At 69.3% G+C, this 19,197-nt stretch carries 18 protein-coding genes; 6 read left to right on the top strand and 12 right to left on the bottom strand.

The window, feature by feature from the left end:
* Positions 1-33 precede the first annotated feature (33 nt).
* Entirely contained in the window at positions 34-1,194 is a 1,161-nt protein-coding gene (locus FHR97_RS07520; RefSeq protein ID WP_183383153.1) for an NAD(P)/FAD-dependent oxidoreductase, read from the bottom strand.
* A gap of 162 nt (positions 1,195-1,356) precedes the next feature.
* Between FHR97_RS07520 and FHR97_RS07515 the strand changes: the two genes are divergently transcribed.
* The 4 genes from FHR97_RS07515 (at position 1,357) to phoR (ending at position 4,903) form a co-directional block, all read left to right on the top strand.
* Complete coding sequence (locus FHR97_RS07515; RefSeq protein ID WP_183383368.1) at positions 1,357-1,833, top strand: chorismate--pyruvate lyase family protein; 477 nt, start codon at positions 1,357-1,359, stop codon at positions 1,831-1,833.
* Positions 1,834-1,905: 72 nt separating this feature from the next.
* Positions 1,906-2,799: a 4-hydroxybenzoate octaprenyltransferase gene (gene ubiA / locus FHR97_RS07510; protein ID WP_183383367.1), complete on the top strand. Its 894-nt coding sequence runs from the start codon at positions 1,906-1,908 to the stop codon at positions 2,797-2,799.
* A 93-nt stretch (positions 2,800-2,892) separates the two neighbouring features.
* On the top strand, positions 2,893-3,582 hold the full coding sequence (phoB, locus tag FHR97_RS07505) for a phosphate regulon transcriptional regulator PhoB (protein ID WP_183383152.1): 690 nt from the start codon (positions 2,893-2,895) through the stop codon (positions 3,580-3,582).
* A 1-nt stretch (position 3,583) separates the two neighbouring features.
* Positions 3,584-4,903: a phosphate regulon sensor histidine kinase PhoR gene (gene phoR, locus FHR97_RS07500; protein ID WP_183383151.1), complete on the top strand. Its 1,320-nt coding sequence runs from the start codon at positions 3,584-3,586 to the stop codon at positions 4,901-4,903.
* Positions 4,904-4,931: 28 nt separating this feature from the next.
* Here the strand turns inward: phoR and cysZ are convergent, their stop codons facing one another.
* The 6 genes from cysZ to FHR97_RS07470 all read right to left on the bottom strand — a co-directional run bounded on the left by cysZ (position 4,932) and on the right by FHR97_RS07470 (position 11,160).
* Positions 4,932-5,681: a sulfate transporter CysZ gene (gene cysZ / locus FHR97_RS07495; RefSeq protein ID WP_183383149.1), complete on the bottom strand. Its 750-nt coding sequence runs from the start codon at positions 5,679-5,681 to the stop codon at positions 4,932-4,934.
* An 83-nt stretch (positions 5,682-5,764) separates the two neighbouring features.
* Entirely contained in the window at positions 5,765-6,490 is a 726-nt protein-coding gene (gene phoU, locus FHR97_RS07490) for a phosphate signaling complex protein PhoU (RefSeq protein ID WP_183383148.1), read from the bottom strand.
* A gap of 25 nt (positions 6,491-6,515) precedes the next feature.
* Complete coding sequence (gene pstB, locus FHR97_RS07485) at positions 6,516-7,328, bottom strand: phosphate ABC transporter ATP-binding protein PstB (RefSeq protein ID WP_183383147.1); 813 nt, start codon at positions 7,326-7,328, stop codon at positions 6,516-6,518.
* A 42-nt stretch (positions 7,329-7,370) separates the two neighbouring features.
* Positions 7,371-8,933 carry a phosphate ABC transporter permease PstA gene (gene pstA / locus FHR97_RS07480; protein WP_183383146.1) on the bottom strand — a complete coding sequence of 521 codons (1,563 nt, stop codon included), beginning with the start codon at positions 8,931-8,933 and terminating at the stop codon, positions 7,371-7,373.
* Positions 8,930-10,147, bottom strand: coding sequence for an ABC transporter permease subunit (locus FHR97_RS07475; protein WP_183383145.1), 1,218 nt, complete (start codon positions 10,145-10,147; stop codon positions 8,930-8,932). The genes pstA and FHR97_RS07475 overlap by 4 nt, the downstream gene beginning before the upstream one ends.
* Before the next feature lie 68 nt (positions 10,148-10,215).
* Positions 10,216-11,160: a phosphate ABC transporter substrate-binding protein gene (locus FHR97_RS07470; RefSeq protein WP_183383144.1), complete on the bottom strand. Its 945-nt coding sequence runs from the start codon at positions 11,158-11,160 to the stop codon at positions 10,216-10,218.
* Between the two features lie 175 nt (positions 11,161-11,335).
* Between FHR97_RS07470 and FHR97_RS07465 the strand changes: the two genes are divergently transcribed.
* Positions 11,336-11,743 carry an acyl-CoA thioesterase gene (locus tag FHR97_RS07465; RefSeq protein WP_183383142.1) on the top strand — a complete coding sequence of 136 codons (408 nt, stop codon included), beginning with the start codon at positions 11,336-11,338 and terminating at the stop codon, positions 11,741-11,743.
* 50 nt (positions 11,744-11,793) lie between these two features.
* On the opposite strand, the gene FHR97_RS07460 is transcribed toward FHR97_RS07465, so the two are convergent.
* The 3 genes from FHR97_RS07460 to hexR form a co-directional block, all read right to left on the bottom strand.
* A complete protein-coding gene (locus FHR97_RS07460; RefSeq protein ID WP_183383141.1) occupies positions 11,794-12,879 on the bottom strand; it encodes a TRAP transporter substrate-binding protein in 1,086 nt (361 codons plus the stop codon).
* 117 nt (positions 12,880-12,996) lie between these two features.
* Complete coding sequence (gene uvrD, locus FHR97_RS07455) at positions 12,997-15,201, bottom strand: DNA helicase II (RefSeq protein ID WP_183383140.1); 2,205 nt, start codon at positions 15,199-15,201, stop codon at positions 12,997-12,999.
* A gap of 67 nt (positions 15,202-15,268) precedes the next feature.
* Entirely contained in the window at positions 15,269-16,132 is an 864-nt protein-coding gene (gene hexR / locus FHR97_RS07450) for a transcriptional regulator HexR (protein WP_183383139.1), read from the bottom strand.
* A 235-nt stretch (positions 16,133-16,367) separates the two neighbouring features.
* On the opposite strand from hexR, the gene FHR97_RS07445 reads away from it, so the two are divergent.
* The gene (locus FHR97_RS07445) at positions 16,368-16,583 is read left to right on the top strand and encodes a PA3496 family putative envelope integrity protein (RefSeq protein ID WP_183383138.1); all 216 of its coding nucleotides are present in this window, start codon (positions 16,368-16,370) and stop codon (positions 16,581-16,583) included.
* Positions 16,584-16,676: 93 nt separating this feature from the next.
* Here FHR97_RS07445 and FHR97_RS07440 read toward each other — a convergent pair whose 3' ends face one another.
* A complete protein-coding gene (locus FHR97_RS07440) occupies positions 16,677-18,023 on the bottom strand; it encodes a sodium-dependent transporter (RefSeq protein ID WP_221187717.1) in 1,347 nt (448 codons plus the stop codon).
* Between the two features lie 326 nt (positions 18,024-18,349).
* Positions 18,350-19,180: a DUF72 domain-containing protein gene (locus tag FHR97_RS07435; protein ID WP_183383365.1), complete on the bottom strand. Its 831-nt coding sequence runs from the start codon at positions 19,178-19,180 to the stop codon at positions 18,350-18,352.
* Between the last annotated feature and the right edge of the window lie 17 nt (positions 19,181-19,197).

The raw sequence follows: 19,197 nt of genomic DNA, 5'->3' as shown, positions 1-19,197 counted from the left end.
GGCCGGCGACCCGGGGTGCCGTCGTTGACGTCACTAGCCTAGCAACGGCGGTGCAGCCCGCGCCAGTTCGACTTTCCGACGTACGCAGCCGCCTGTCAACGCGAATCCTATCAAACGACCGTCCTCGTCCTCGGCGAAGGCGGTCAGGTCCTGTCCCTCCCCCTCGAGGCGCCAGCGGGCGGGTGGCACGGTGGGGGGCAGCGACACCACCGGCAGCAGTGGCGTCTTGACCAGCACCGGCCAGGGACCATAGCGCACGGGCGTGGGCGTGCCGGTCAGGGTCCTGGCCAGGGCCTTGGCGCCGGCCTGCAGCGGCTGGACATACATGGCATTGAGGCCATCGACGCAGGCCACATCGCCCAGGGCGAAGATGCCGGGGGCCGAGGTGGCCAGCAGGCGGTCGGTGTGGATGCCCGCCGGGCCGACCTCGAGCCCGGCGGCCGCAGCCAGCTCGCTGCGCGGCCGCAGGCCGGTGGCCACCAGCACCAGGTCGGCCTCCAGGCTAGCGCCATCGTCCAGCCCCAGCCCCACGCGGCTGCCGCGGTCCATCAGCTTGCGCACGGTGCGCCCCGTATGCAGCCGGATGCCGGCCGCGACGAAGGCCTCGCCCAGGGCATGACCCAGGGGTTCCGGCAGCAGCCGTGGCAGGGGCGCCGGCTCCGGGGCGACCAGCTCGACCGCGTGGCCGCCGGCGGCCAGGTCGTTGGCGAACTCGCAACCGACCAGACCGATGCCGACGATGGCGATCCGTGCCGGCCGCCCCAGGGCATCCAGCGCCCCATGGAAGCCCCGGTAGTCGTCGAGATCGTTGATGGTGAAGACCCGCTCCGCCACGGCCTCGGGAATCGCGAAGGGGGCGACCGGCGCGGCCCCGGTGGCCAACACCAGCTCCCCATAGGGCAGACGCTCGGCCCCGAGCGTCAGGGTCCGCGCGTCCGGATCCAGGGCCTCGACCCGACTATGGGTGCGCATCACCACCCCCAGCTGGTCGGCCACCTCGAGGGCGGAGCGACTGGCCAGGCGTGCGGGGGGCAGACGCTTGGCGAAGCCGGTGGAGAGCAGTGGCTTGGAGTAGTCGTCACCGCCATCGGCGGTGATCAGGGTGATCGGCCGCTCGGCCTGGCCGGCACGCACCTGGCGTGCCAGACCGAGGCCGGCCATGCCGGAGCCGATGATGGTCAGGGGAGCGGTCATGGAGTTCCTCGCTGGGAGCGGGCGCGGCGGCCCGCCACGGGATAGCGTATCGGCGAGCCATGGTACACTAGCCGCCCTTTGGATTGGACGCGGAGTAGAGCGGTGGATCACGGCCCGGCACTCGCCCCCCGATGGCGCCCCCTGGCGGCGGCACGCCCGGCCATGAGCCCCGCCTGGTGGCACTGGGTCGCCTCCCGCGATTCCCTCACCAGCCGCCTGACCGAGGCCGGCCGCCCCTGGCGCTTCCGGGTCCGCCTGCTCGGCCAGGGCCTCGGCCGGCCACGCCGCGACGAGGCCCTGGCCCTGGGCCTGCCGCTGGGCCGGCGGGCCTGGCTACGCGAGGTGGCGCTGACCCTGGACGACCGCCCCTGGGTGATCGCCCGCTCGGTGGCGCCGCTGGACCAGCCACACGGCCGGCGGCTCGAGCGGCTTGGCGAGCGCTCGCTGGGCCACTGGCTGTTCCGCCAGCCCGACCTGGAGCGCGGCCCCATCGAGGTCAGCGCCGACCCCGCCCCCTTCCACCCCGTCACTGGCCCCTGGGGACGCCGCTCGGTGTTCCGTCATGGCGGCTTCGCCGTGCTGGTGCAGGAATTCTTCCTGGAGGCCATGGTGGATGACCTCGCCCTGCCTTCACGGTAGGCTTGAGCGGCGCGTGTCGGGAGGCGCTCCGCCCCTGGCACCGGCCCCGATCGACCCATGCGAGAGACCCTGATGGACCGTACCCTGATGCGCCCCAGGGGGCTGGCCCGGCTCCCCGACTTCCTGCAGCTGACCCGTCTCGACCGCCCCATCGGCACCTGGCTGCTGATGTGGCCCACCCTGTGGGCGCTGTGGGTGGCCGCGGCCGGCCTCCCCGAGCGCAGGCTGCTGCTGATCTTCGTGGCCGGCGTCTACCTGATGCGCGCCGCGGGCTGCGTGATCAACGACTACGCCGACCGCCACTTCGACGGCCACGTCAAGCGCACCCGGGACCGCCCCCTGGCCAACGGCCGCATCGCCGAGGGCGAGGCCCAGGGGCTGTTCGCGCTCCTGGTCATGACCGCCTTCGTGCTGGTGTGGTTCACCAACCTGTTCACCGTGATGCTGTCCCTGGTGGGGGTGGCGCTCGCCGCCGTCTACCCCTTCATGAAGCGCTACACGCACCTGCCCCAGGTGGTGCTGGGGGCGGCCTTCTCCTGGGCCATCCCCATGGCCTTCGGGGCAGTGCTCGGCCGGGTTCCCGTGGAGGCCTGGCTGCTGTTCGCCGCCAACCTGGCCTGGACGGTGGCCTACGACACCGAATACGCCATGGTCGACCGGGATGACGACCTGAAGATCGGCATCAAGTCCACGGCGGTGCTGTTCGGCCGTGCCGATCGGCTGATGATCGCTGTGCTGCAGGGCGTGACTCTGGGCCTGCTGGCCTGGGTCGGACTGCGCCTCGGCCTGGGGGGCTTCTTCTGGCTGGGCCTCGCTGCCATGGCGGCCACCTTCGTGCACCAGCAGCGGTTGATTCGCCTTCGCGAACGCGAGCGCTGCTTCCAGGCCTTCCTCAACAACCACTGGTCGGGGCTGCTGGTCTTCGCCGGCATCGGCCTCAGCCTGTGGCCGGGACAGGGCGGCTGAAGGGGGCGACAGGCCGGTACTGTCACGGTATTGTCACAAGGACATGCTGTCATCGTCATCGACCCGTCATTGACCTGACCATGAGGCCCCGGGATGACCGCCAAGACCGTACTGATCGTCGATGATGAAGCACCGATCCGCGAGATGATCGCCGTGGCGCTGGAGATGGCCGACTATCGCGTCCTCGAGGCGGACAATGCCCAGAGCGCCCATGCCATGGTCGTCGACCACCAGCCCGACCTGGTACTGCTCGACTGGATGATGCCCGGCACCAGCGGCATCGAACTCGCTCGGCGCCTGAAGCGCGAGGAGAGCACCGCCGAGCTGCCGATCATCATGCTCACCGCCAAGGGCGAGGAGGACAACAAGATTCAGGGGCTCGAGTCCGGGGCGGACGACTACATCACCAAGCCGTTCTCGCCCCGGGAGCTGGTGGCCCGCCTCAAGGCCGTGCTGCGCCGGGCCACTCCCCGCGGCGTGGAGGACCCGGTGGAGGTCGACGGCCTGATGCTCGACCCGGTGAGCCACCGGGTCAGCGTCGACGGCCAGTCCCTGGAGATCGGCCCCACCGAGTACCGGCTGCTGCAGTTCTTCATGACCCACCAGGAGCGCGCCTACACCCGGGGGCAGCTGCTCGACCAGGTCTGGGGCGGCAACGTCTACGTCGAGGAACGCACCGTCGACGTGCACATCCGCCGCCTGCGCAAGGCCCTGGGCGAGCCCCACCAGCAGTTGATCCAGACCGTGCGCGGCACGGGCTACCGCTTCTCTGCCAAGGGCTGACGTGACGCGGCTGTGGCGACGGGAATTGTGGCGGCTGGCGGCCCTGGTGCTCGCCGGCGGCCTGGTCGGCTGGCCCTTCTCGGCCATCGGGGCCGGCGTCGCGGTGGCGCTGGCGTTCTACCTCGGCTACCAGCTGCTCCAGCTGCATGCCCTCCAGCAGTGGCTGACGCACCGTCCCCATGACGAGCCGCCGGCGGCCTCCGGTCTGTGGGGCGAGCTGTTCGACCGCCTCTACCGCTACCAGAAGGGCCAGCGCATCACCCAGCGGCGGCTGCGCGACACCCTGCGGCGCATCCAGGAATCCTCGGAGGCGATGCGCGACAGCGTGGTGATGCTCGACCGCCACGGCGACATGGAATGGTGGAACAGCGCCGCCGAGCGCATGCTGGGCCTGCAACCGGCCCATGACCGCGGCCAGCACATCACCAACCTGCTGCGCGATCCGCGCTTCGTCGACTACCTGCACGCCCGGGACTATCGCGAGCCCCTGACCCTCTCGTCGCCGATCGACGAGCAGATGATCCTGCAGTTCCAGATCACCCTCTACGGCGACGACGAACGCCTGCTGATGGCCCGCGACATCACCCGGCTCCACCGCCTGGAGCAGATGCGCCGCGACTTCGTGGCCAACGTCTCCCACGAGCTGCGTACCCCGCTGACGGTGCTGGCGGGCTATCTCGAGACCTATGGCGACATGGCCGACCAGCTGCCGCCGCGCCTGGGACGAGGCCTCGCCCAGATGCAGAGCCAGACCACGCGGATGCAGAACCTGGTCAACGACCTGCTGCTGCTCTCGCGCCTGGAGATCGACCGGGGCGGCCAGGACGACACCCGTCTCGACCCCGCCACCCTGCTGGAGGCCGTGCGCCGCGATGCCGAGGCGCTCTCCGCCGGGCGTCACCACCTCGAGGTGGCCATCGAGGACCCCCGTGGGCTGCAGGGCTCGGAGAAGGAGCTCCACAGTGCCGTCTCCAACCTGGCCTTCAATGCCGTGCGCTACGCCGGCGAGGGCAGCCGGATCGTGCTGCGCTGGCGGGCCTGGGGCGAGGGTGCCTGCCTGGAGGTGGAGGACGACGGCGAGGGCATCGACCCGCTGCACATCCCGCGCCTCACCGAGCGCTTCTACCGCGTCGACAAGGGGCGCAGCACCGCCACCGGCGGCACCGGCCTGGGACTAGCCATCGTCAAGCACGTGCTGCTGCGCCACGACGCCCGCCTCGTGATCGACTCCCGCCCCGGCGAGGGTGCCACCTTCCGTTGCCTGTTTCCCGCCGCCCGGCTGGTCGATGGCCAGCCACAGCCGGCCTCGCAGCGCGCCTGAACGGGCGGGTCGGCACCCTGAGCAGGCCTCAGCGTGCCCGGGGCGGTGCCGCCTGGCCAAGCGGCGCGAGGTCGCGGTAGTGGCGATCCCACATCAGCACCGCGGCGGCCACCGCGCCGGGCAGCAGGAACAGATTGGCCAGGGGCAGAAAGGTGATCAGCATCACCCAGCCGCCGTAGCTGAGCGTCGGCCAGCGCCGCGCGGCGAGGCGGCGTCGCATGTCGCGGAAGCTCACCTGGTTGTTGTCCATGGGGTAGTCGAGGTAGGTGATGGCCATGGTCCAGGCCGAGAACAGCGCCCAGAGCAGCGGCGCGACCAGGTTCACCACCGGGATCCAGCTGATCACGAAGAGCACCGCCATGCGCGGCAGGATGTAGCCCAGCTTGACCAGCTCGCGCCCCAGGGCATCGACGCCGGCGCGCAGGAAGCCGCGATCGTCCAGCGGCGCCCGGCCGGTCACCTCGCGTTCGACCTTCTCCGCCAGGAAACCATAGAAGGGCGCGGCGATCAGGTGGGTCACCAGGGTGAAGGTGAAGAACACGATCACCACCAGGCTGAGCAGGAACAGCGGCCAGATCAGCCAGCTGAGCCAGTCGAGCCAGGTCGGCACCATGGCCATCCAGCCGTCCAGCCAGCCGCCGAAATGCGCCAGCACGTAGGCCAGCATGCCGGCGTAGACCACCAGGTTGGCGAGAATCGGCAGGAACACGTAGCGACGCAGCCCCCGGGAGTAGACCAGTCGGGTCCCCCGGGACAGCGCCGTGAAGGCATCCAGCATCGGTGTCATTTCCTCCATCACGACGAAAGGGGCCGTCGCCAGGGGCGACGGCCCATCCAGGGACAGCGGGCGTCGGGCGTGGTTCAACCCTCGCCGAGCACGTCCTCGTCGAGATCATCCGGGTCCGTGTGGCGGATGTCGAGTCCCTTGACCAGATAGACCACATACTCGGCCAGGTTGTTGGCGTGGTCACCGATCCGCTCCAGGGCCCGCAGGATCCACATGATGCCGAGCACCGGCGAGATCGCCCGGGCATCCTCCATCATGAAGGTCATCAAGGAACGCATCGCGCTCTGATACTCGCTGTCGACCTGGTCGTCCTCCTGCACCACCTTGAGCGCCAGCTCGGTGTCGAAGCGGGCGAAGGCGGTCAGGGCATCACGCACCATCTTGCGCACGTGCTCGCTGATGATGCGCACTTCGACGAAGCCGCGGGTGCCATTGTTGCTCTCCACCAGCTCCCCGGCGTTGCGGGCGATCTTGCTGGCCTCGTCGCCGATGCGCTCCAGGTCGGAGGCGGCGCGAATCACCGCCAGCACCAGGCGCAGGTCCGAGGCCGCGGGCTGGCGACGGGCCAGCACACGCGTGCACTCGTCGTCGATCTTGATCTGCATGTCGTTGACGGCACGGTCGTTGTCGACCACCTGACGGGCCAGGGTGGAGTCCCCGTCGAGCAGGGCCCGGACGGCATCCTGCACCTGCTTCTCGACCAGGCCGCCCATGGCCATCAGGTGGGTCTTGAGCTCCTCGAGCTCATGATTGAACTGCCGCGAGATATGCTGGCTGTGGATATCGCTGGTGATGTCCATGAGACTCTCCTGGGGGCGCAGGGCGTCAGGCCATGCGTCCGGTGATGTAATTCTCGGTGCGCGCGAGGCGCGGGTTGGTGAAGAGGGTATCGGTGGGAGCATACTCCACCAGCTCGCCGTCCTGCAGGAAGGCGGTATAGTCCGAGACCCGCGCCGCCTGCTGCATGTTGTGGGTGACCAGCACCAGGGTCAGGCTCGCCTTCAGGTTGCGGATCAGCTCCTCGACCTTGAGGGTCGAGATGGGGTCCAGGGCCGAGGCCGGCTCGTCGAGCAGCAGCACCTCCGGCCCCACCGCCAGGGTGCGGGCGATCACCAGGCGCTGCTGCTGGCCCCCCGACAGCGACCAGGCGGAGGCCCGCAGCCGGTCCTTCACCTCGTCCCACAGGGCCGCGGAGCGCAGCGCCCACTCGACGATGTCGTCGCGGCGTCGCTTGCGCAGCCCGCCCTGCAGGCGCAGTCCGAAGGCCACGTTGTCGTAGATCGACATGGGGAAGGGGTTGGGCGCCTGGAAGACCATCCCCACCCGTCGACGCAGCTCCGCCACCGCCACCTCGGGCGCATGGATATCCTGTCCCTCGAGGCGGATCTCGCCCGCCTGCACGACCTCCTCGTTGAGGTCGTGCAGGCGATTGAGGGCCCGCAGCAGGGTCGACTTGCCGCAGCCCGAGGGCCCGATGAAGGCCGTGACCCGATGCCGCGGCACCCGCAGGGTCAGGTCGTTGAGGGCCGGCTTGTCGCCATAGCGCAAGCCGAAGCCGCGAATCTCCAGGCTGGTGGCCTCGGGGGCGAAGTCGATGAAAGCTCCCCTGGTGGAGCGCACTTCCCGCATGACTGGCATCAAGGCTCCTTGCAGCGACGGCAACATCTCGATACGACGAGCTTAATACGACGAGAGAGTACCGTGGCGCGATCTCAGATGGTGACGCAGAAATATTGCAGTCAGGTTAAGCACCAGAATGACCAGCACCAGCAGCAGCGCCGTGCCATATGCTATCGGCAATGCCGCCTGAACGTCGTTGCCGTGGAAGGCCGCATCGAAGATATGGTACCCCAGATGCATGAACTTCCGTTCAAGATGCAGGTAGGGGAAGTCGCCATCCAGCGGCACCTGGGGCGCCAGCTTGGCCACTCCCACCAGCATCAGCGGCGCCACCTCGCCGGCGGCCCGAGCCACCGCCAGGATCATCCCGGTGAGCATCGCCGGCATCGCCATCGGCAGCACCACCCGGCTCAGCATCTCCAGGCGCGTCGCCCCCAGCGCCAGGGCACCCTCCCGCTGGCGGTGGGGAATGCGCGCCAGTCCCTCCTCGGTGGCCACGATGACCACCGGCAGGGTCAGCAGCGCCAGGGTCAGCGACGCCCACAACAGGCCGCCGGTGCCGAAGGTCGGCGAGGGCAACGATGCCTCGAAGAACCACTGGTCCAGTCGTCCGCCGATGCCGTAGACGAACACCCCCAGGCCGAACACGCCGTAGACGATGGAGGGCACCCCGGCGAGGTTGCGCACGCCGATGCGCACCAGCCGGGTCAGGCGCCCCTGGTGAGCCACCTCGTTGAGGTAGACCGCCGCCAGTACCCCGAAGGGCGTGACCACCACCGACATCAGCAGCACCATGAGGATGGTGCCGAAGATCGCCGGCCAGACACCATCCTCGACGTTGCCCACCCGCGGCCCCTCGGAGAGGAAACGCCACACCCTCTCGCCCCAGGCGACGAGCTTGTCGAGACCGGACATGGCGTTGGGACGCCGGGCCCGAACGATCTCGTCCAGGGACTGGATCAGCCGCTCCCCGGACACGCTCTCCAGCACCAGGCGGGCCCCGCCCAGGGAGGCGCGCAGCTCGGCGACCCGGGCCTCGGCCGCCGCCAGCGCCCGCGTGGCCTCGGCGCTCTTGCCCTCACGCTCCAGGCGACGCACCAGCGGCAGGATGGTCCGCTCGCGCAGCTCGCGTATCGCCTCGCGGCCCGCCTCGAGCTCCGCCAGGCGGTCCGTCAGGGCCGACCAGGCTGCCTCGCCCTCGAGGCGGGGGCCCGCCTCGGGCTCGAGGGCCACCAGCCGGCCGATGAACTCGCTCCAGCGCCGACGCTCCAGCACCAGCAGCTCCGGCGGATGGCTCACCTCCCGGATCGCGGCCAGGGCCACCCAGTCCCAGATCTCCCCGTCCAGGTCGCGGTTGCCGGTGCGATAGAGCCGCTCATGACCGCTGCCATCGGGCAGGGGTTGCTCCCTCACCTCCCGGCCGGCCAGCTGTCGACCGTCCTGCAGGGTGACCAGGGCGACATCCCCGGGCCAGAAGTGGCCCAGCCCACGGCTCGCCAGCAGCCCCAGCAGCAGGGCCAGCAGCAGCAGCGACAGCGACACGCTGCCGGCGGACAGCCAGGCCCAGGGCCCCTCCCCGCGGGGCAGGCGAGCGCGCCCCGTCTTGCGATGCCACCCTCTCATGACGGGCCTCCCAGGCGACGATAGCGACGGTGCAGCCGGGTCCGGACCACCTCGGCCAGGGTATTCACCAGGAAGGTGAAGGCGAAGAGCAGCAAGGCCGCCAGCAGCAGCAGGCGATAGTGGGTGCCTCCCGGCGCGGCCTCCGGCAGCTCGATGGCGATGCTGGCCGCCATGGAACGCAGGCCATCCAGGGGATTGGCCGTCATCAGGGCGGTGTTGCCGCTGGCCATCAGCACGATCATGGTCTCGCCCACCGCCCGGCCGGCGCCGATCATCACCGCCGAGAGCACCCCGGGGCTGGCCGCCGGCAGCATGACCCGCCACAGGGTCTGCCAACGGGTCGCGCCCAGGGCCTGGGCCCCCTCGGCGAGGCTTCTCGGCACCCCGGAGAGGGCATCCTCGGCCAGGGCATAGATGCTGGGCACGACCGCGAAGCCCATGGCCATGCCGACGATCACCGCATTGCGGTTGGCATAGTCCAGCCCCAGGGTGACCTCCAGCCAGGCCCGCAGGTCGCCGCCGAACCAGAGGGTCTCGAGGCGTGGTCCCAGCCAGTGGGCCAGGCCCCAGGTCAGCACCAGCCAGGGCATCAGCCACAGGGCCGCCCAGCCCAACGGCAGGCGTCGCTGCAGCCTGGCCGGCAGCTGTCGCCACAAGCCACCGGCCAGCAGCAGGCCGGTCGGCAACAGCAGCAACAGCGCCAGGGCCAGGCCCAGGTGTCGTTCCAGCCAGGGCGCCAGAGCCAGGCCGGCGACGAAGCCGATGACCACGCCGGGCAGGGCCTCCATCAGTTCCAGGGTGGGCCGCAGGCGGGCCCGCAGGCGACGCGACATGAACAGCGCCGAATGGGCCGCGGCGCCCAGGGCCAGCGGCACGGCGATCACCAGCGACCAGGCGGCCGCTTCCAGGGTGCCCCAGACCAGGGGGGGCAAGCTGAACAGGGGACCGCTATCGTCGGCCAGCGAAGGCTGCCAGCGGTACGCCGGGGCGTCCAGCCCCGCCACGTCCTGGGGCAGCCACAGTGCCTCGAGGCGGATCCCGGTGGGCTCGGCGGGCCAGAACAGCGGCACCACCTCGACCACCAGGAAGACCGCGATGCCCATCACCGCGGCGATCACGCCGATCCCCCCGGCGGTGATCAGGGCGGTGGCCAGGCGGTCGCGCCCCTGGCGCAGGCGCTGTCGCATGGGCGAGGTGGAGGGGGATGGCGTCATGGAGTCACTGCCGGGATGAGTGGGCTAGCGGAAAAATACGACATTGTCATGACAATCGAGTGACAACGCTATTCCGCCTCGAGCCCCAGCCGGCGCCGTTGTCGCGACAGCACGGCCCCAGGCAGCGAGACGAAGCCGAGTTCCTCGACGATCGCCTGCCCCTCGGCGGACAGCACCAGCTCGATGAAGGCCTGCTCGGCGGCCGGCAGGGACTCTCCCGGCGGCAGGTTCACGTAGAGGCGCAGGTCCCGGGCCAGCGGGTAGTCGCCGCGGCGCACCGCGCTCGGCTCGGGGGCCCGTTGGACGCCCTCGGCATCCCGCAGGGGGATCGGCCGGACGCTGGGCATCAGGTGATTGAGGCCGGCATAGCCGATGGCCTGGGGGTCCGCGGCCACGGCCGCCACCACGGCGGCCGACCCGGGGTGCTCGTTGACCGAGGGCCGGAAACGGCCGCCGCACAGGGCCTCCCGGCGGAACAGGTCATGGGTGCCGGAGACGGCGTTGCGTCCGTGCAGCACGATGCGACCGGACGGCACCTCGAGCCCCAGCGCCGCCCAGCGACGAAGGCCGCCCTCGGCCCCGCAACGATAGGTCTCCGAGAAGACGGCGTCGAGCTGTTGCCGAGAGAGACTCGACAGCGGATTGTGCCGATGCACCACCACCACCAGGGCGTCCCTGGCCACCACCACTTCCCGGGGCGGATAGCCATAGCGCGCCACGAAGGCCTGGTGTTCGGCCTCGGTCATGGGGCGGGACATGGGGCCCACCAGGGTGGTGCCCGCGGTCAGGGCCGTCGGTGCGCTGGCCGAACCGCTGGCCTGCAACTGGACCCGCATTCCCGGGTGCCGCCGGGCGAGGCGCTCGCCCCAGCGCAGCATCAGTCCTGCCATGGTGTCCGAGCCGACGGTATCCAGGGTCCCGATGCGATGCTCCGCCTCCGCAGGGGCGGCGAACAGCGCGGCCACGATCAAGAGCGCGGCCCAGAATGATGGGGAGCGATAGGCCCGAGTCATGCGTCCTCCAGGGGAACCAGGCGCGAAGGCTCGCGTCGCGTGGCATGATGTGGCAAAGGTGGAGCCCCCGGGGCCATGCCGTTTATCATGAGTTGCCGATCCAGGGGCCAGCGGCACCCTCCCGCCCCCGCTGCCTGACACCGCTCACAACAACAAGCCAGGAAAGCTCACCCCGATGACCGATCTCGACGATATCCCGGCGCCCCGTGGCCAGTTGACGCTCAAGCTGGTGGCGAGCCGCCAGGACACCAACTTCCATGGCGACATCCCCGGCGGCTGGCTGGTCGGCCACATGGATCAGGCCGCCGAGCTGGCCGCCGGCCGCGAGGCGCTCGGCCGCACGGCCACCGTGGCCATCGAGGCCATGGACTTCCTGTGCCCGGTGCGCGTGGGCTCCATGGTCAACATCTTCACCGAAGTCCGCGAGATCGGCCACAGCTCGATCAAGATCGATGTGGAGGTGTGGAGCCGCGCCCCCCACGAACGCGACCCCGATGAACTGCACAAGGTGACCGAGGCACGCTTCGTGATGGTCGCGCTGGACGACAACGGCCGAATCCGCGCGGTGCGTCAGGACGGCTGAGCCGCCCGCCCCTCCTTTCCGTCCTGCGCTGCGGCAAGGCCTCGGCTGGCTCAGGCCAGGCGGTCCCGCGCCTTGAGGTAGGCGAACTCGCCGACGTCGGTGAAGGGCCTGACCTTCTGCTGGAAGTCGCGATAGGCCTCGTATACGCGGCGCGACGCCTCGTCGCTCTCGACCTGCTGGCGAAGGACCCGCTGCGACGAGTCGTGCAGCGCCGCCATAACCTCATCGGGGAAGGCGCGCAGCTTCACGCCGTGCTCGTCGACCAGGGTCCGCAGCGCCTCGGCATTGCGATAGGCGTACTCGCTGATCATCGCCAGGTTGGAGGCCCGGGCCGCCTCGCTCACCACGGCCTTCAGGTCGTCCGGGAGGGCCTTCCAGGCCTCCAGGTTGACGGTGCCCTCGAGGATGGCGCTGGGCTCGTTCCAGGCCGAGGTGTAGTAGTACTCCGCCACCTGGTGCAGGCCGAAGGCCAGGTCGTTGTAGGGGCCGACCCAGTCGGCGGCATCCAGCACCCCGGTCTGCATGGAGGTGAAGATCTCGCTGCCCGGGATGGTCAGGGTGGTCACGCCGATGCCGCTCATCGCCTCGCCGGCCAGCCCCGGCAGCCGCAGCTTGAGTCCCTGCATGTCCTCCAGGGAGTCGATCTCCTTCTTGAACCAGCCGGCCATCTGGGTGCCGGTATTGCCCACCGCGAAGGGCTTGAGGTTGTGCTCGGCGTAGAGCTCATCCCACAACGCCTGGCCGCCGCCATGGTAGAGCCAGGCATTGGTCTCGGTGGTGGTCATGCCGAAGGGCACCGCGGTGAAGAACTGGGCGGCGGCGACCTTGCCGCGCCAGTAGTAGGACGCGGAATGGCCCATCTCGGCGGTCCCGCCGGACACCGCGTCGAAGACCTCCAGGGCCGGGACCATCTCGCCGGCGCCGTGGACCCGCACGCGCATGCGGCCTCCGGACATCCGCTCGATGCGTTCGGCGAGTTCGTTGGCGCCGGTGCCCAGCGCCGGGAAGTTCTTGGGCCAGGAGGTCACCATGTTCCAGGTGATGGGCTCCTGGGCACCGGCGGTGGAAACGAAGGGCGCGGCGACGACACCGGCGGTGCCGGCCCCGACGGTCTTGAGAAAATGGCGACGTTCCATGGCGGGCGCGACTCCTCGATGATCGTTGTACGGCGCGCCGAGGGGCACGCCTGTTCCTTCGGCAGTATGCGTGAAAGCCGAATTCAGCGGCAAGCGACCCGGCGTCTCCCGGCGCACCTATAGCGGCGTGAGCTTGGCGAAGCCCAATACCAGCCACTTGTCCCCCTCGCCCTGGAAGCTGACCTGGACCCGAGCCCGCTCGCCCTCCCCCTCGGCATTGAGGATCACCCCCTCGCCGAAGATCGGGTGGCTGACCCGCTGGCCCAGCGACAGCGACGGCAGGTCGCCGCCCCCGTCGACGGCGTCCTGACGCCGGCTCGGTGTGGGGCGCGAGGCGGTGACCGGGCGCGAGATCTGGCCACGCAGGCGCACCTCCTCGAGGAATTCCTCGGGCAGCTCGCGCAGGAAGCGCGACGGCCGCTGGAAGGTCTCCTTGCCGTGCAGCCGACGCAGCTCGGCGTGGGTGAGATAGAGCTTGCGCATCGCCCGGGTCAGGCCCACATAGCACAGCCGGCGCTCCTCCTCGAGGCGACCGGGTTCCTCCAGGGACATCTTGTGGGGGAAGAGCCCCTCCTCGACGCCGGCGACGAACACCACCGGGAACTCCAGGCCCTTGGCCGAGTGCAGGGTCATCAACTGCACGCAATCCTCGAACTCGTCCGCCTCATGGTCGCCGGCATTCAGCGCCGCCTCGGCGAGGAAGGCCTCCAGGGCCGCCGCACCCTCGCCGGCCTCCACCGGATCGAGGGCCTCGCCCTGGGTGAAGGCCTTGGCGGCGGTGACCAGCTCCTCGAGGTTCTCGACCCGGGCCTGGCCCTTCTCGCCCCGCTCGTTGCGATGGTGCTCCACCAGGCCGGAGCGCTCGTTGACATGGTCGATGATCTCGTGGAGCGCCAGGCCCGCGGTCTGGTTGTCGAGGCGCTCGATGAGGTCGGCGAAGGCCTTCACCGAGGTGGCGGCCCGGCCCCTGAGGGCCCCGTCCAGCTGGGCGTCGTGCAGCGCCTGCCAGAGCGACACGCCGGCCTGTCGTGCCCGCTCCCGCAGCACCTCCACGGTGCGGGTACCGATGCCCCGGGCCGGGACATTGATCACCCGCTCCAGCGAGGCATCATCATCGCGATTGAGCAGCAGGCGCAGGTAGGCCAGGGCGTTCTTGATCTCCAGGCGCTCGTAGAAGCGCTGCCCCCCATAGATCCGATAGGGCACGCCCTGGCGGATCAGCGTCTCCTCGAGCACCCGGGACTGGGCATTGGAGCGATAGAGGATGGCGATCTCGCGGCGGTTGATGCCCTCCTCGACCTTCTCGCGGATGGTGTCGACGATGAAGCGCGACTCGTCGAGGTCATTGAAGCCGCTGTAGACCGAGATCGGCTCGCCCCGCTCGCCGGCGGTCCACAGCTCCTTGCCCATGCGCTCGGCGTTATGGCGGATCAGGGCGTTGGCGGCATCGAGGATGGCACTGGTGGAGCGGTAGTTCTGCTCCAGGCGTACCGTGCGGGTCGCCGGAAACTCCTGCTCGAAGCGGCGGATGTTCTCGATCCGTGCGCCGCGCCAGCCGTAGATGGACTGGTCATCGTCACCGACCACGGTCATCGGCGTGCGCAGGCCGGTGAGCAGCTTGAGCCAGGCGTACTGCAGGGTATTGGTGTCCTGGAACTCGTCGACCAGCACATGGGCGAAGCGCTCCTGGTAATGGGCCAGCAGCGCCGGGTTGTCACGCAGCAGCTCGAGGCTCCTGAGCAGCAGCTCGCCGAAGTCGACCAGGCCGCCGCGCTCGCAGGTCAGCTGGTAGCGCTCGTAGAGCTCGACCATCTGGCCCAGGTAGGCGTCGCCATGGGCATCCACCTGATGGGGGCGCAGGCCCTCCTCCTTGCAGCCGGAGATGAAGGACTGCACCTGGCGCGGCGGGAAGCGCTCGTCGTCGATGCGATGATCCTTCAGCAGGCGCTTGACCAGGCGAAGCTGGTCGTCGCTGTCGATGATCTGGAAGTGCTGGGGCAGGCGGGCGTCCTGCCAGTGGGTGCGCAGCAGGCGATGGCCGATGGAGTGGAAGGTGCCGACCCAGACGTTGCGCAGCGAGATGCCCAGCAGGGCCTCCAGGCGGGTGCGCATCTCCCGGGCGGCCTTGTTGGTGAAGGTCACCGCCAGCACGGCATAGGGCGAGAGTCCCTCGGCCTGCATCAGCCAGGCGATGCGGTGCACCAGCACCCGGGTCTTGCCCGACCCGGCGCCGGCCAGTACCAGCATGTTGCCCTGGGGGGCGCTGACGGCCTCGCGCTGGGCCGGGTTCATGTGGTCGAGAATCGCCGTGACGTCGTCCATAGCGGGAAGGCATCGCTGCTTGGAAAATGGGCCGACAGCTTACCATATCGCGCCCGGCGGAGACGGGTCAGGGCTTGCCTTCCTGCTCGGGGAAGCGCAGCGGGTTGAGGCTCTTCTTCACCGCCTTGAGCTGCTCGGCGAGCTTCGGGCCACGGGCCTTGGCCACGCCGACCGCCAGCACGTCGATCAGCACCAGGTGGGCGATGCGCGAGCTCATCGGCGTGTAGATCTCGGTGTCCTCGTGGACGTCGATGTACAGCGGCAGGGTGACCTCGCCGGCCAGCGGCGAGCCGCTGGGGCAGAGTCCGATCACCGTGGCACCGGCCTCCCTGGCCATGCGTACGCTGGCCACCAGGGCCCGGGTCCGCCCGGTCTGGGAGATGGCCACCACCACGTCGCCATCCTTGAGGGTCGCCGCCGACATGTTCTGCATGTGCGGGTCGGCGTAGGCCGCCGTGGAGATCTGCAGGCGGAAGAACTTGTGCTGGGCATCGAAGGCCACCGCACCGGAGGCGCCGAACCCGTAGAACTCCACCCGGTTGGCCATGCCCAGGGCGTTGATCGCCTTGCTCAGCGCCTCGTTGTCCAGCCGGTCCCGCACCGACAGCAGGGTGCCGACGGTGGAGTCGAAGATGCTGTGGGAGAATTCGGCCACCGAGTCGCTGTCGTTCATGGAGAACTGGGCGAACTGGCTCCCGGTGGCCAGCATCTGCGCCAACTTGAGCTTGAAGTCCTGGAAGCCATTGCAGCCCAGGGCCCGGCAGAAGCGCACCACCGTGGGCTCGCTGACCTTGGCCTCGGTGGCCAGGTCGACGATGCGCATGTGGATCACTTCGTCGGGGTTGCGCAGCACGAAACGCGCCACCTTCTGCTCGGAGCGACGGAAATGCTCCATGCGGCGTCTCATCTCATCGAACAGGCCAAGGCTCACGCGGCACTCCTGGTCGGCGAGTCACGGGGCGCTCGCTCGACGCGCCACGCGACTCCGCGGGTTATGGACCCCATTATGCCCCAAGCGGCCCCCGAGGGGGACTCTCGCGTGCCCTCGCCTCCCGGGCCAGACCCGGCGGCCGGCGCCGGGCAGCGTTGGGCCCTGACGGTCATCATTCTGTCAAGTACGGTATAGTAAGAATTGCAGTGTCGCGGAATCTTTTGGAGAGTGGATCATGCGCAATGTCGAACGGTTAACCTCCGTCAAGAGCGAGCTTCTCGACATCTTCATGAGCATGGAAGTCGCCGAACACGAACAGCGCTCCCGCACCGCGGCGCAGCGCAACCTCCGGGCCCGGCGGGGCATCGAGCTCCATGAGGAGTTCAAGCGCCTCAGCCAGGACATCGCCGACCTGCCGGAGGACGAGGCGAGCGAGGACGAGATGCACTGATCTCGACCGCCCCGGCCCGCTCCCCCGGACATGCAGAGCCCCGCCGCAGCGGGGCTCTGGGGGGCGCTTTCCCTCGATGGTCGCGGGCCTGCCTTACAGGCTGGAGACGAACACCACCGCCACGCCGATGGGGGCGATGAAGCGGGTCACCAGGTGCCAGATGCCGGCAGCGGTGCCCGACAGCCCCAGTTCCCGGGCCACCTCATGGCGATCCAGTTGCCAGGCGGTGAACAGGATCACCCCCAGCCCGGTCAGTGGCAGCATGAACTTGCTGGTCAGCTTGTCGAGCAGGTCGAAGACGTTCAGGCCGAACAGCACCGGCTCGCTCCACAGGTTGAACGACAGCAGCGCCGCGATGCCCAGCCCCCAGGCGGCCACGCCGGCCACCAGGGTGGAGGCCACACGGGACAGCGGGGTGCGCTCCTCGACGAACTCCACCACCGGCTCGAGCAGCGAGATGGCCGAGGTCAGGGCGGCGAAGGTCAGCAGCAGGAAGAACATCAGGCCGACGATGATGCCGCCGCCCATCTTGCCGAAGGCCAGCGGCAGGGTGACGAAGATCAGGCCCGGTCCGGAGGCCAGGTCGAGATCATTGGCGAAGACGATGGGGAAGATCGCCAGGCCGGCCCCCAGGGCGATGACGGTGTCCATGATCACCACGGTGCGGGCGGTCTTGAGCAGGTCGACCTCCCGGCCCAGGTAGGAGCCATAGGCCATCATGATCCCCATTCCCAGCGACAGGGTGAAGAAGGCATGGCCCAGGGCCGCCAGGACGGTCTCGCCGGACAGGGCGCTCCAGTCCGGGTTGAACAGGTAGGTCAGTGCCTGGCCGAAGTGGCCGGTGGTCATGCCGTAGCCGACCAGCACCACCATCAGCACGCCCAGCGCCGGCATCAGGGTGCGCACGGCGCCTTCCAGGCCCTTGGTCACGCCGCGGGCCACGATGCCGATGACCAGCAGCATGAACACCGAATGACCGGCCAGCAGCAGGCCGGGACTGGCCAGCATGGCGTTGAACAGTGCGCCGATGCCGTCGGCGTCCTGGCCGCTGAAGGCGCCGGTGACCGAGTTCAGGGTGTAGTACAGCGACCAGCCGCCGATCACGCTGTAGAAGGAGAGGATCAGGAAGGCGCCGAGGATCCCGCTGATGCCGACCAGCATCCAGGCCCGCGGGCGTCCGGCGCCCTTGGCCAGGTCGGCCATGGCGTTCGCCGGATTGTTCTGGCCGCGGCGGCCGATCAGCCATTCGGCCACCAGGATCGGCAGGCCGATCAGGCCGATACACAGCAGGTAGATCAGCACGAAGGCCGCCCCGCCGCTCTCCCCCACCATGTAGGGAAACTTCCAGATGTTGCCCAGGCCGACCGCGGACCCCGTCGCCGCGAGGATGAAGGCCAGCCGGGACGACCAGTGCGCGTGTTGATGTTGCTTGATGGACATAGATCACCCTGATGGTACGTGTCGTCATCGATCGATCGGATGCGATGACGGCGTTGTGGTTGTAGTCGCCACGTCCGCGCCACCCCGGATCGCGGGATGGTGCATTCAAGGGCATAACGAATGCCGAGCAGGATCGCTGCCGAGGCAACGCTTCCGCCGCCCTCGTGGCGGCGGAAACCTCATGGAGGGATATACGCAGGATCACGCGGGATAGGCGTGAGAATCCGCAATATCCGATGGCAAGTGACGATCGAGCCGTAAAAGTATCCGATCATACGCTTGATGGCCAGCCATCGGCACGAAACCATCCGGCGCCTCGTGGTCGATCAGAACAGTCGCGTCTGCCGCTCGCCGGGGAAGGCCGGCAAGGCGGGGAGATCGGCCCGGACCGCCAGGTCCCGGTAGAGCCGCCGGGCCAGCTCGGGCGCCTGGCGATTGTCGGCGGTATGCACAAAGAGGAAAGGGGTTTTCCCCTGTTTTATCCACAGGGCGAGGCGGTCGATCCAGGGGCCGAAATAGCGGATATTGATCGCTGCGTCAACATGCCCGATGAAGCGCACCAGTGGATGATTCGCCGTGGAAAGCACGTGTAATGGACGTTTCGGCTTTTCCCCCTGGGCCTGACGCATGCCGGGGTGGTCGCCGGCCGGCGTGGAGAACAGCGGCCGGACGTCGAGCATGACGCGGTTCACGCCATGACTTATCAACAATCTGTTGAGAGCCGTCTCGGCCGTGCCCTTGTGGAAAAATTCGCTGTGCCGCACCTCCACGGCACAGGGAATCGCCTTCGGCCAGCGGGACAGCACGGCGTCGAGCCGTGGCAGCTCGTCGGCGCCGAAGTCGCGGGGCAACTGGACCATCACCGGGCCCAGGCGATCCCGCAGGGGAGCCAGGGTCGCCAGGAACGCCTCCAGGTCCGGGGCCACTCCGACCAGGCGGCGCTCGTGGGTCAGGCTCGCCGGCAGCTTGAAGCAGAAGCGGAAGGCCGAGGGCGCCTGGCGCGACCAGGCGGCCACGGTCTCCGGCCGCGGGGCCCCGCTGTAGAAGGTGGTATTGCCCTCCACGGCGGAGAACACCCGGGCATAGTCGGCCAGGTGCCCGTCGCCGCCCCCGTGCGGCGGGTAGAGGCCGCCGCGCCAGTCGGGATTGGCCCACATGGGCAGGCCCAGGTGCA

This window comes from Halomonas stenophila, from assembly GCF_014192275.1.
GTDB classification, from domain to species: domain Bacteria; phylum Pseudomonadota; class Gammaproteobacteria; order Pseudomonadales; family Halomonadaceae; genus Halomonas; species Halomonas stenophila.
Note: the sequence above shows the minus strand (reverse complement) of the source record. Positions and strands in the feature narration are given on the sequence as shown.

Excerpts from the sequence above, each read along its gene's own strand:
- FHR97_RS07520 (WP_183383153.1), bottom strand. The coding sequence starts at position 1,194 with ATGACCGCTCCCCTGACCATCATCGGCTCCGGCATGGCCGGCCTCGGT.
- FHR97_RS07515 (WP_183383368.1), top strand. The coding sequence starts at position 1,357 with ATGAGCCCCGCCTGGTGGCACTGGGTCGCCTCCCGCGATTCCCTCACC.
- ubiA (WP_183383367.1), top strand. The coding sequence starts at position 1,906 with ATGGACCGTACCCTGATGCGCCCCAGGGGGCTGGCCCGGCTCCCCGAC.
- phoB (WP_183383152.1), top strand. The coding sequence starts at position 2,893 with ATGACCGCCAAGACCGTACTGATCGTCGATGATGAAGCACCGATCCGC.
- cysZ (WP_183383149.1), bottom strand. The coding sequence starts at position 5,681 with ATGCTGGATGCCTTCACGGCGCTGTCCCGGGGGACCCGACTGGTCTAC.
- phoU (WP_183383148.1), bottom strand. The coding sequence starts at position 6,490 with ATGGACATCACCAGCGATATCCACAGCCAGCATATCTCGCGGCAGTTC.
- pstB (WP_183383147.1), bottom strand. The coding sequence starts at position 7,328 with ATGCCAGTCATGCGGGAAGTGCGCTCCACCAGGGGAGCTTTCATCGAC.
- pstA (WP_183383146.1), bottom strand. The coding sequence starts at position 8,933 with ATGAGAGGGTGGCATCGCAAGACGGGGCGCGCTCGCCTGCCCCGCGGG.
- FHR97_RS07475 (WP_183383145.1), bottom strand. The coding sequence starts at position 10,147 with ATGACGCCATCCCCCTCCACCTCGCCCATGCGACAGCGCCTGCGCCAG.
- FHR97_RS07470 (WP_183383144.1), bottom strand. The coding sequence starts at position 11,160 with ATGACTCGGGCCTATCGCTCCCCATCATTCTGGGCCGCGCTCTTGATC.
- FHR97_RS07465 (WP_183383142.1), top strand. The coding sequence starts at position 11,336 with ATGACCGATCTCGACGATATCCCGGCGCCCCGTGGCCAGTTGACGCTC.
- FHR97_RS07460 (WP_183383141.1), bottom strand. The coding sequence starts at position 12,879 with ATGGAACGTCGCCATTTTCTCAAGACCGTCGGGGCCGGCACCGCCGGT.
- uvrD (WP_183383140.1), bottom strand. The coding sequence starts at position 15,201 with ATGGACGACGTCACGGCGATTCTCGACCACATGAACCCGGCCCAGCGC.
- FHR97_RS07445 (WP_183383138.1), top strand. The coding sequence starts at position 16,368 with ATGCGCAATGTCGAACGGTTAACCTCCGTCAAGAGCGAGCTTCTCGAC.
- FHR97_RS07440 (WP_221187717.1), bottom strand. The coding sequence starts at position 18,023 with ATGTCCATCAAGCAACATCAACACGCGCACTGGTCGTCCCGGCTGGCC.
- FHR97_RS07435 (WP_183383365.1), bottom strand. The coding sequence starts at position 19,180 with ATGTGGGCCAATCCCGACTGGCGCGGCGGCCTCTACCCGCCGCACGGG.